Annotated in this window: 12 protein-coding genes; 5 read left to right on the forward strand and 7 right to left on the reverse strand. The window is 63.9% G+C overall.

Annotated elements, in window-relative coordinates; translation table 11 throughout:
* Positions 1–625 (reverse strand): SDR family oxidoreductase (locus tag A2J02_RS08810; RefSeq protein WP_156516154.1); only part of this gene is annotated, 625 nt, incomplete at its 3' end.
* Between the two features lie 172 nt (positions 626–797).
* The gene (locus A2J02_RS08815) at positions 798–1,769 is read right to left on the reverse strand and encodes a bile acid:sodium symporter family protein (protein ID WP_068049365.1); all 972 of its coding nucleotides are present in this window, start codon (positions 1,767–1,769) and stop codon (positions 798–800) included.
* 165 nt (positions 1,770–1,934) lie between these two features.
* Here A2J02_RS08815 and A2J02_RS08820 point away from each other — a divergent pair, with 165 nt between their 5' ends.
* Positions 1,935–2,342 carry a hypothetical protein gene (locus tag A2J02_RS08820; protein ID WP_068049367.1) on the forward strand — a complete coding sequence of 136 codons (408 nt, stop codon included), beginning with the start codon at positions 1,935–1,937 and terminating at the stop codon, positions 2,340–2,342.
* 129 nt (positions 2,343–2,471) lie between these two features.
* On the opposite strand, the gene A2J02_RS08825 is transcribed toward A2J02_RS08820, so the two are convergent.
* A complete protein-coding gene (locus A2J02_RS08825; RefSeq protein ID WP_068049369.1) occupies positions 2,472–3,818 on the reverse strand; it encodes a 2-hydroxycarboxylate transporter family protein in 1,347 nt (448 codons plus the stop codon).
* Positions 3,819–3,987: 169 nt separating this feature from the next.
* Between A2J02_RS08825 and A2J02_RS08830 the strand changes: the two genes are divergently transcribed.
* From A2J02_RS08830 to A2J02_RS08850, 4 genes are all read left to right on the forward strand, one after another.
* Complete coding sequence (locus tag A2J02_RS08830; protein WP_068049370.1) at positions 3,988–5,232, forward strand: CaiB/BaiF CoA transferase family protein; 1,245 nt, start codon at positions 3,988–3,990, stop codon at positions 5,230–5,232.
* A gap of 14 nt (positions 5,233–5,246) precedes the next feature.
* Entirely contained in the window at positions 5,247–6,176 is a 930-nt protein-coding gene (locus tag A2J02_RS08835; RefSeq protein WP_231893775.1) for a hydroxymethylglutaryl-CoA lyase, read from the forward strand.
* 28 nt (positions 6,177–6,204) lie between these two features.
* The gene (locus A2J02_RS08840) at positions 6,205–6,825 is read left to right on the forward strand and encodes a GntR family transcriptional regulator (RefSeq protein ID WP_068049384.1); all 621 of its coding nucleotides are present in this window, start codon (positions 6,205–6,207) and stop codon (positions 6,823–6,825) included.
* 285 nt (positions 6,826–7,110) lie between these two features.
* The gene (locus A2J02_RS08850) at positions 7,111–7,305 is read left to right on the forward strand and encodes a CGNR zinc finger domain-containing protein (RefSeq protein WP_068049376.1); all 195 of its coding nucleotides are present in this window, start codon (positions 7,111–7,113) and stop codon (positions 7,303–7,305) included.
* Here A2J02_RS08850 and A2J02_RS08855 read toward each other — a convergent pair whose 3' ends face one another.
* The 4 genes from A2J02_RS08855 to A2J02_RS08870 form a co-directional block, all read right to left on the reverse strand.
* A complete protein-coding gene (locus A2J02_RS08855; protein ID WP_068049379.1) occupies positions 7,306–8,439 on the reverse strand; it encodes an FAD-dependent oxidoreductase in 1,134 nt (377 codons plus the stop codon). It abuts the gene before it with no gap.
* Between the two features lie 103 nt (positions 8,440–8,542).
* Positions 8,543–9,205, reverse strand: a complete 663-nt coding sequence (locus A2J02_RS08860; protein ID WP_068049380.1) for a TetR/AcrR family transcriptional regulator — start codon at positions 9,203–9,205, stop codon at positions 8,543–8,545.
* Positions 9,206–9,258: 53 nt separating this feature from the next.
* On the reverse strand, positions 9,259–10,284 hold the full coding sequence (locus A2J02_RS08865) for a hypothetical protein (protein WP_068049386.1): 1,026 nt from the start codon (positions 10,282–10,284) through the stop codon (positions 9,259–9,261).
* Positions 10,285–10,289: 5 nt separating this feature from the next.
* Positions 10,290–11,405: a glycosyltransferase gene (locus A2J02_RS08870; protein ID WP_068049382.1), complete on the reverse strand. Its 1,116-nt coding sequence runs from the start codon at positions 11,403–11,405 to the stop codon at positions 10,290–10,292.
* Positions 11,406–11,480: the final 75 nt, after the last annotated feature.

The raw sequence follows: 11,480 nt of genomic DNA on the forward strand, positions 1-11,480 counted from the left end.
ACCAGATCTCTGCCATCTCGTGTCGGGTGAGTTCCACCGTGGACAGGTCGTAGACGCGATCGGTGTGCGGCGTGGGGTCGACGAGGATGTTCGCGGCTGCTTCGGCGACGTCGGCAACATCGACGACACCCATGACGCTGTCCGGTGAAACCGGGTACGGCATTACTCCGGCCTGCAGAAATTCCCACACTTCCAGGTAGTTCTGCATGTAGTGGGACGGCCTGAGCACCGTGGTGGGAATTCCGCTGCTCCGCAGAATTCCTTCGGCGATGTCCTTCTGGTGGTGGTGCGTCAGTTGATGCAGGTTCGGATGAATCACGGAATGGAAAACGATGTGCTGCAGCCCGTTTGCCGGTCCGATTGCGATCAGAAGATCGATGATCGGCCTCTCGTCGATGATCTGCGTCGGTGCCGCGTGGTAGAGGACGTCCGCGCCGACGAGGGCGTTTCGGAGCGTTTCCTCGGACCTGAGATCGCCTACGACGACCTCGACGGCTCCGTCTGCGCGGGTGGTCGCAGCCTGCGCCGCGTTCTTGACGACTGCTCGAACCGGCACGTTCTGCGTGGCGAGCTGTCGAACGAGCAAGCGGCCGACACCACCCGCGGCACTGGTCACTGTGATCATGGGGCCTCCTCGATGGTGGGCTCGGCGGACGCTGAGCGTGATTGCAAATACTGCACAACGAATGCATATAACGCAAGGATCCCTCCGGCCGGAAACAAAAATCCGGTGCAGCCAGCCGCGCTCAGCGCGGTCAGCTGCACCGGATTCTGTTCGAAATCCAGCTGAAATCGGCCTACTCGATGGTGGTCGACTCCTGCGTGCGTTCGGCCGGCTTCGGTTCGATCGAGCGCCGCGACCAGTAGCTGGCGAGAAGTGAGCCCGAAACGTTGTGCCACACCGAGAAGATGGCCGCGGGCAGGGCCGCCGCTGGGCTGAAGTGCACCGATGCCAGAGCCGCGGCCAATCCGGAGTTCTGCATCCCGACTTCGATGCTGATCGCGCGTCGGCTGGCGACGTCGAGTCCGCACGCCTTGCCGATGCCGTATCCCACGGCCAGTCCCAGCGAGTTGTGCAGTACGACGGCCAGGACGATGAGGGCTCCGATGGACAGCAATGTCGGCGCACTGGCGGCAACCACGAACAGCACCACCGCGGTGATGCCGGCGACCGAGATCAACGGCAGAGCGTCGAGCATGCGGTCGATGATCTTGGGAAACAGCAGGCGCAGAACAACTCCCAGTACGACGGGAACCAGCACGATCTGCAGAATCGAGACGAACAGTCCGCCGGCGTCGACGGGCAGGAACTCACCGGCGAGCCAGAGCACGAGCAGTGGCGTGAGAATGGGTGCGAGCAGGGTGGATACCGACGTCATGGCCACCGACAGCGCGGTATCGCCCTTGGCGAGGTAGACCATCACGTTGGACGCTGTGCCGCCCGGAGCCGAACCGACCAGCACCATCCCGGCGGTCAGTGCCGCAGAGAGGCCGAGCGCGTTGGCGATTCCCAGCCCGAGTAGTGGCATCGCGATGAACTGCGCGGCCACCCCGAGCAACAGTGCCCACGGCCGTCGGGCGACAACCGCGAAGTCGGAGAGCCGCAACGTCATTCCCATGCCGAGCATGATGATCGACAGCAGCCACGGAACGGCAGGAGTGCCGCCGCTGAAAGTATCGGGAGTGATCAGGGCCAGTGTGCCCGCCGCCACGACGATCAGAGCGAACCACTTGCCGGTGAACTCGCTGACGGATTTCAGCTTGGGCATGCAGAGTCTCCAGAGGTGGTCGGGGCGCGGCCCCGGGCGGGCGCGCAACCCACCGAGAGTAACCGCAGCGTGGAACAGGACCAATTGGACTTGTTCTGGCAGTATCAACCCTTACGTGAACCGCTGCCGGCCATATGCGAAGGACGACAAAGTAAGGACGTCACCGTGAACAAACTCTCGACGGTGGCACTGCTGATCCTGTTGGGCGCAGCCGGAACGTTCAACGGAGTGTCGCTGACCTCGGACCCCAGCGGGCGGTCACTGGGCTTGAATGTCGGCATGCTCCCGTCGTGGCATACCTGGGACTACCGCATATCCGGGTTGTTCGTGCTGTTCTTTCTTGGGCTCGGACCGTTGATCTGCGTGGCTGCCGTGCTCGTCGACGCCTCCGAGGCAGCGCTGTATGTCGCGTGCGCAGGGTTGGTGACCATCGGGTGGGTGGTGTGGCAGATCGTAATACTCGACATCGACGCTCCCCGCGCTCAAATTCCCCTCACCGTGTTGGGGGCCGCGTTGATCCTCCTCGCTATGGGCCAATTCCGAACGCGTGCCCGCGATCGCAGCCGGCAATAGCCGAAAGCGAGCCGCTGCACGGGATGCTCCACTCGCGGCCCGGGTCTGAGGGAATCCCCCGAGGTCGTCGAATAGTGGAGCACCAGTTGCTCGGGAGTCGGAACCTGTTCGCCGCTGTCCCGGCACGCGTCACAACACCAGGGGACCCAGAAGCGACAGGGTCAGCACAACCAGACCGCCACCGATGCGTGAGGAGATGGACAGGAAGGGAAGCAGTTCCAGTCGATCGGCGGCACCCAGTACTGCCAGGTCACCGCTCGAGCCGAAGTCGGCCAAACCCAGTCCGCCCGAGATCGCCGATTCGATGAAGTGGAGATGCACCAGCCAACCCACGAATCCGGCAGCGAAGAGGGCGACGAACACGACTGCGATGGTGGAGAACATGTACACCGGGTCGTTGAGCAGGCTGAGCACCTGCTTGAAGTCGATCGCCACGATGCTCACGGCCACCAGAATGGCGGGGATGAAGGCGTTGGCGACGAGTTTGTACCAGATATCGGCACCCTGAACCAGGAAGTCGGGGATGGGCAAGAAGATCTTCGCGATGGCGCACAACACGATCAAGAAGACATAGCTGTGGATCGACGGAACGTAGAAGGACAGGGCGTCGGCGATCATGAACAGCATTCCGGCCGTGAACAATCCGATGATGGAGCTGCGCACGGCGTCGGCCGAGGAGATGGCCTTGCCCACCGGCACGATCATTTTCGATTTCTTGACTGCCAGTTCGCCGTTGCCGTTGAAGCGGGGGAACAGGTTCGGCTTGCGCCGCCCGAGCCATGCCAAGCCACCGGCCGCGATGATGCAGACGGTATTGGCCACCACGACGGCGGGCACGAGCATCGACAGGTAGTCGGTCGCGTTGCCGCCGCTGTTCTGTGCGATGACCTCCGAGATCGGAATGGCACCTGCCGCAACGCCTCCGCCCAGTACCGGCCCGACGACGTAGAACAGCATCTTGCCCAGGCCGTACCCGGTGAGTTGCCCGATGAGGCCGAACAGTGCGAAGCACACGGCAATGGTCGCGACGATCGGCACGATGATCCGCGAGCCCGCCTTGATCAGCAGCGAGCGGTCCATACCGAGGATGCTGCCGACGATCAGCGCCGCGACGACGAATTCACCGAATGCGGACAGCGTGTAGAAGTCGTCGATCGCCGTGGCGGTGCGCTCGGGCATCAGGTTGTAGCTGAACAGCACGGCCGGAATCAGGATGGTGAGGATGACGCCGCCACCGATGCGGTTGAACCCGGGGATCGCATTGCCGATCACCATCAGTAGGCCGCCGAGGGCCATCGTGGTGGCGAAGCCCGCCGTCATCCCTTCCGCGGGGGTGAACAGATACGCCAGCACCACGATGACCAAAGCCATCGGGACGAACCAGCGCATCGGTAGGCCGAGGGTCGAGTTCATGTCCGACGAGCGTTCGCCGTCCTCGGTGACGACTTCGGATTCGGTCGGTCGGGCTGACGTCAACGTGTTCTCCTGAATTTTCGGTGCACGACGAGGGGATCGAGCTAGCGCTACGTTATGTGTTGCGGGTCACTGCGTCAACATGATTGTATGCACCTGTTCCCATAATCCTGGTAGAAATGGCCAGAGCGCGCACTATCGAGTACCAATTGCATGCAATAGAGGAGAAGTTGTGACTGTCGACGACCGAGCCACCAACGAGCCGAGCACCCCTCGTCCGGCGTCCACCGGCCCCCTCCAGGGCCTACGCGTCATCGAGATGGGTCAGTTGGTCGCCGGGCCGTTCTGTGGGCAGATCCTGGGAGACCTCGGTGCCGAGGTGATCAAACTCGAACAGCCGGGAACCGGAGACCCACTGCGTGAGTGGGGCCGGACGCGTCCTCAGGGTGAATCGCTGTGGTGGTCGGTCGTAGGTCGCAACAAGAAGTCGGTGACGGTGAATCTGCGTACTCCCGAGGGGCAGGGCATCGCCCGAACATTGATCTCCCGGTCCGACATCGTTGTCGAGAACTTCCGCCCGGGAACGTTGGAGCGGTGGGGGCTGGGCTACGACACGCTCGCCGCCGACAATCCAGGCTTGATTCTGGCCCGGGTCTCGGGATTCGGCCAGACCGGCCCGTATTCCTCGCGCGCCGGTTACGGCTCGATCGGTGAGGCGATGGGCGGACTGCGTTACGTCGTCGGCGATCCTTCGACGCCGCCCTCACGCGTCGGAATCTCGATCGGCGATACCTTGGCCGCGGTGTTCGCCGCCATCGGGACGCTCGGCGCGGTGTACGAGCGAACTCGCAGTGGCCGTGGACAAGTGGTGGACTCGGCAATCTACGAGGCCGTCCTGGGCATCATGGAATCGATCGTGCCGGAGTGGGTCATCTCGGGCTATCAGCGTGAACGCAGCGGTGCCATTCTGCCCAATGTTGCGCCCAGCAACGTATATCCCACCGCGGACGGCGGCTGGGTGTTGATCGCGGCCAATCAGAACACGGTGTTCGCGCGTCTCGCCGAGGCAATGGGGATGCCGGAGTTGGCCACCGACCCGCAGTTCAGTACGCACGGTGCCCGCGGGGAACGGCAGGAACAACTCGACGCGATGGTCGGGAAGTTCACCGTTCAGCACGATGCGCGCGCACTCGAAGAGCTGCTGCTGGCGCATTCGGTTCCGGTCGGCAAGATCTACCGACCCGAGGACATGCTGGGCGACGAGCAGTTCATCGCCCGCAAGAGCATCATCACCACCCCGCATCCCACTCTGGGGGAGGTGCCGATGCAGAACACGTTCCCCCGGCTCAGTCGTACCGACGGATCGGTGCGCTGGCCTGGCCCTGCGCTCAGCGAACACACCGACGAAGTACTCACTGCCGTCGGCGAATTCACGCGCGACGCGATCGATGCCTTCCGCGCCGACGGGATCATCTGATGGTGTTCGACGGTGTGCCCACGAGCGCGAGGTTGGTGGAGGTCGGCCTGCGGGACGGCCTGCAGGCGGTATCGCAGTTCGTCGGTACCGATCACAAACTCGAATTGCTCCACGGCATTCTCGATTCCGGTGTGACCACCGTCGAGATCACGTCCTTCGCGCATCCGAAAGTGTTGCCACAGTTCAGCGATGCCGAGCGAGTCATCGAGGAGGCGCCGCACAGAGACGGGGTTCACTACAAGGCGTTGGTGCCCAATGTTCGCGGTGCACAACGGGCTTGCGAGACGCAGATCGAGGAGATCGTCGCGATCATCCCGGTCGACCGGGACATGGCCGCGAAGAATCAGAATTCGACGCCCGAGCAGTTGCTGCACGATTTCGCGGCGATCGTCGCCCAGGGGCACCTGTCCGGGAAGAAGGTCAGCGCCGCAGTGGCGACGGCGTTCTTCGCGCCCTGCCACGGCGCGATCGACACTGCCCAACTCGACGCGGTGGTCGAGCGAGTGGTCGACGCCGGAGCCGACTCGTTGTATCTGGCGGGTACCAGTGGGGTGGAAACCCCGAACGAGTTCTACGACGGTGTCCGACGCGTCAAGAGCCGTCACCCCACCATCCCGGTGGGGGTGCATCTGCACAACCGCAACGGCTTCGGCACCGTCAACGCGTTGGCGAGCCTGTCCGCGGGAGCCGACTGGATCGAGGCGTCCTTCGGCGGCCTCGGCGGAGACATGTGGTTCCCCGGCGACCCGTCCGTCCTCGGCAACGCGCCGATGGAGGACGTGGTGGCCCTGTTGGATTCGCTTGGAATCGAGACGGGCATCGACCTCGAGACCTACCTGGCGATGGTGCGAACGAGCGAGGGGTACACCGGCACACCGTCGTACTCGTTCGTCTCCCGAGGTGGCACCCGGCAACAGCTCGCTGATGCACAATGGCCCGTGTGAGAACACCCCCGACAACCAGGCACCTACCGTGTCCGAGCTGAGCGACAAGATTCTCGACCTGCTCATCTCCGGGCTCTACAGCCCGGGCGAGAAGCTCAACGAGGCCGAGCTCGCCGGGCGGCTGGGGGTCAGCCGCACTCCGGTGCGCGAAGCGCTCGCCACTCTCGCCACCACGGGTGTGGTCACGATGGAGAAGAACAAGGGAGCCCGGGTCACCGAGTTCACCCGGGACACCGTCGAGGCGATCTATTCGTCCCGCTCGCTGCTGGAGCCGCATGCCGCCAAACTTGCGACGGGGCACTTCTCGGCCGAGGAACTGGCTGACTTGCGTCGCACGGCGCAGCGGATGCAGGACATCGTCGTCGAGGCCGCCGACACGACGGAGATCGCGAGCCTGAACAACGCCTTCCACACGGCGATCCTGTCGAAGTGTCCCAACGCACGAATGGCCGAGATGGCCATCGCTTTGCTCAAACCCCTTGTCGCAGCACGAACCTTTCGGAAGTACTCACCGAAGGAGATCTCACGCAGCGCCGCCCATCACCTCGAGATCGTCGACGCGTTGGAGTACGAGGACGAGGAGTGGGTCGAGGCCATCATGCGCGCGCACATTCGCGCCGGTTGCCACAGCGCGATCGCGGCGGATTGAGCGCCGGCTTCGACCTCCGCGCCGCACTCTGGCAACAGTGACCCCGGCCAGGATCACCCCAGCGACCGTGAGGAAGTCGGATTCGGTCAACCCTCCGTCTGCGTCGACCACGTACAACACTGCGCCTTCGATAGGGGCGTTGAAGAACAGCCACAGCACCGAGGCAACGCTCAGTGATATCGCTGCGGTCCACGAAGGCTTGGCCAGACACCATGCTGCTGAGGCGAACACTGCGTTCATCAGAACGAGTGCGTGGAACGGATCGGTAGTCGGCACCGGTACATCATGAACGAATGCGGTCAGTCAGGTCCCAGTCTGTCCGAGTCCACAACGAGGATCGGGGCGGCACCGACGTGCAACAGAGTGTTCGTCGATGTCAGTCGCGGCGGCCGACGACGCTATTGCATGCCGGATCTGTGCGGCAACCGAATCAATGCCGCCGATCATCGTCAACGCAGAAATGCACTCGGCGACAAGTGATCACACGCTGTTGGTGACGCCGGCGATCAGGTCGATCAGCCCATAGGGGGATTGTTCCCCGAGGCACAGTTCCAGCGTTGCATGTGCCTCGATTGCCACCGCCCCGCTTCGGGTGAACATGGCATCCTCGTAGGCCGACAGGGCTGCGTCCAGGTCGCCGCGGTGATCGGCGATTGCGCGACCGAGTTCGGCACCGTCGAACATCGCCAGATTCGCGCCGTCTCCCGAAGGCGGCATCAGGTGCGCGGCGTCGCCCAGCAGCGTCACTCCCGAGTTGTGTTCCCAGCGGTGGTCGTTGGGCAGCGTGAAGATCCGCCGGGGAACCAGCGCGGTCTCTCCGTCGGTGATCAACGCCGTCAATTCCGGTGCCCACCCATCGAACTCGGCTGCGACCGTTGCTTTGGCGGAAGCCGTATCGGTGAAGTCGATCGCGTCGATCCAGTCGGCGCTGCGGTTGAGCTGAACGTAGGTGTGCAGGATGCCGCCGACCTCACGGTGCACGGTGAGCCCCTTACCCGGGCTGAGGGCGAACATCGCACCACCACCGACTGCGCGGGCGGTGGCGGGGTGCCGATCGTCCACGTCGTGGAGGTAGGTTTCGATGAAGACGGTACCCACGTATTCGGGGACGGCAGCGGAGAGCAAGGGTCGGATTCGTGACCATGCGCCGTCGGCACCGACGAGCAGATCGCTGACGGTGGTGGTTCCGTTCTCGAACTCGATTTCGTGTTGCCCATTTCCCAGTGGGCGTACGGAGGTGAGCTTGTGCCCCCACTGAACGGTGTCGGCCGGCAGTGAGTCGAGCAGAATGCGTCGCAGGTCCCCGCGCAGCACCTCCGGTCGACCTCCGGTGCCGTCATCGGGTTCGTCGAACAGAGCCTCGCCGTTCGGGTTCAGTACGCGGGTCGCTTCGCCTCCCTCGTGAATGATGGCGCGGAACTGCGCGGTGAGCCCGGCCGCGGCAAGTGCGACCTGCCCGTCGCGCTCGTGGATGTCGAGCTGTCCGCCCTGTGTGCGAGCGTCGGCCGTGGCATCGGCCTCGTACACCGTGGCGGCGATTCCGTGAACGTGCAGTACGCGTGCCAGGACCAGGCCTCCGAGTCCTGCACCGATGATCGTGATGGATGTACTCATGGATGTCTCCGCCCGTCGTTGGAACACTGTTCCAAGTAAGAATGGAACAGTGTTCCAAGGAAGTCAACTGGGGCAGAGAAGGGCGTGGTGGATTTGGTTCGGCTCAGCCGCGGCCGATGCCGGCCAGGATTATGTCGAGACCGGCCTGAAATTGCTCTCTGTCGTCGTGGCCAGCGAATTGCGACGCAATCCGGGTAAGGAACGGATAGTCGCCGGTGTCCGTCACCGCTGCGCGTGTGGAGTCGAGGAATGCCGAGCGGTCCGTCACCGTGGCGGCCAGTTGCATGCCGGCATCGCGCTGACTTGCAACCCCGATCGCGTGGAACAGAAGCACTGAAGCGGCGTCGAACTGCGCACTGTGCGGAACTCCGTGTGCGTCGAGCTCGGTGCCGATGCGGTCGAAGAGATGCAAAACGGCAGGCTGCCACTGAGCGGCGGAGAGTTGCGTGGCCACCCATGGTCGCGTGGTGATCAAGTCGAAGACCCTCATCATCAGGCCGCGAACACCAGGTTCTGCCGCACCGTTCTCCGGCGGTGATTCGAAGACCGATGCCATGACGGTTTCGGCCGATGCCGCGAGCAGATCATCCCTGTTTCCGACGTGGTGATACAGCGCTCCGGGGCCTGTCGACAGACGTGCGGCGAGGGTGCGAAACGTCAAAGCGTCGGTGCCACCCTCATCGAGCGTCTCGATCGCTGCCTGCACGATGCGTTGTTTCGACAGAGCATCGGAACGTCGAGCGGATGCAGGCTTCGTGTTCGGCATGCGCAGATCCTGTCACAACTGGAACGTTGTTCCATGCCTGCACAGGATGACCGTTACGAACCCCGCACCACGTCGAATGCCGGCTTGGCGCTGAAGTCCGAGCGCAGTAGTCCGTAGTTCTGTTCGGAATCGGCGAGGTTGGTGCCCGAGTCACGCAGGGAGTGCACAAAGATCGGGCCCACGTACGGCAGCGACGACGCCTTGGCCAGGCTCGAGCCGATGATTGCGGCCTGCGCATCCTCGGTGACGGCCATCGGCCCGTTTCCGGTGGGTGCGCCCAGTTCGGTGATCCAGATCTTCTTGCCACCGTCGCCGTTGGCCACCATCGTGCCGTAGGCCTGATCCACCTGTGCCCATTGACCGTTGGGGTCGTTCTCGACGGTGAAGGGGAAGGTGTAGGGGTGCATGGCGACTGCGTCCATGAATCCGCCTGCTCCGGCGGCATACATTTGCTGCAAGAAGGTCACCGGCGCGACGGTCCATGCTCCCAAATCCACCGTTGTCGCCAACCCGGCGCTCAGCACAGTGGCTCCGGCGTCGGCGTTGTGGATCGCCGGATACGCCGCGCGCAGCATGTTCGTGTAGCGGACCGCATCGACGGGGGCGAAGAAGGTCGGGATGTTGGGCTCGTTCCACACCTCGTAGTGGTCGACGCGCTCACCGAGGTGTGCTGCGGCCGCACCGGCGAATGCTCCGAAGGCATTGGGATCCAACGGAACTGCACCAGGCAGTGGTGAGGCGATGCCGCCTTGCGCCCAGCCGGGGGTTCCGCCCAGCACGGCCAGTACCGAATAGCCCTGTGCTGTCGCGGCATTGATCACGCGATCGGTGTTGCCCCAGTCGAATACGCCCGGCGCTGTCTCGATCGCTGCCCAGTTCACGACCACCCGTACCCACGATGCACCGATATCGCGTCCGGCACCGAGTTCGTTGTTCAGCGTGGCGTCGTCGAGCGTCAGAAACGGTGCGCCACCGGTGAAGCCCAGGTCGACCGGTGCTGCGTGTGCGACGGGTGTGGAGAGGCCGAGAGCGATCGCGGCGGCTGCGGCAACGGCGAGCAGTCGGGAGCGGAGGGTCATGGCGATCATCCTAAGGTGCTCGTCAGCGGGGCGCTGATCAGTGCTTCGACGGTGGAATGGGGTACGCGGTCGTTCCAGCGGGCGGTGTTCAGCTCGTAGATTCGCTCACCGGCCTTGACGGCGGCGGTGCGATCGAGCAGATAGCGGCGGCATTCGGCGACGAACTGCTCTTTATCGTCGAACGTGGGCAGCTCGAAGATCGAGTCGAGCGATCCGACGGCCGCCGAGGTGCCGACGACTGGCAGCCCTTTGCTGGCGGCGTCGAGGATCTTGACACGCACCCCGCCGCCGGTGGCGACCGGGGCGATGAGGGCCCGGCAGGTGCCGAGGAACTCCTGCAGATCGTCGACGAAGCCGAGATCGCGGACTCCGGCAGGGTAGACGGGATCCTTGGCACCCGGGGCCTTCGCGCCGATGATGCACAGTTCGGCACCGTCGATGCCCGCGGAGATCGCCGGCCAGTACTCGAGCGCGATCTTGAAGGCTTCCTGGTTCGGCGGCCAATCACGAGTCCCCATGAACACCAGACGTTTCGCGGTCTCGGACAGGTCCAGCTGCGGCGCGGGTTCGAGAGTGAGGTCGATCCATCGGGCGTCGCGCACGCCGTTGCTGCGGTACATCTGCGCTTCGTCGGCATCGTAGGTCCCGACGGCATCTGCCGCACGGGCGACGCGGATCTCGTCCCGCAGGATGCGTGGTGCTTCGATGCGGCCGATCAATCCGCGTGTCACCTTCCACACCTGCGACTCGGTGTTGACGGTGTTGATCGCGAACGGCGACCCAAGTTTGGACGAGCGCAGGAACGATTCGGCCATGTAACTGTGTTCGGCCACATACACATCCGAGGTGGAGGCGTCGATGGCGTCGCGGAAGGCGTCGACGTCGTAGCGCCCGTGCACCACCGAGCGTGTCGGTCGGACGGACTTCATCAGCAACCCCACGTCGACTGTCGGCTTGGGGACGCGCACGACGTCGGGAGCGACGCCGGTTTCCTTGGACAGGCAGATCGAACGAACCTCGAAGGCCTCGCGGGCGAGCTGCATCATCAACCGAGACAGTGCGATATCGCCGCCGTGCTCGGTGACGGGATCCTTGGACAGCAGGAAGGTCGCGCGTCTCATTGCGTCACTTCTTCTTTCACTGGAGCTCGGTACAGGGCGCGCATGAACCAGACGAGCAGTACGGCGTCGGTGACC

The organism is Rhodococcus sp. EPR-147 (genome assembly GCF_001647185.1).
Lineage (GTDB): Bacteria > Actinomycetota > Actinomycetes > Mycobacteriales > Mycobacteriaceae > Rhodococcoides.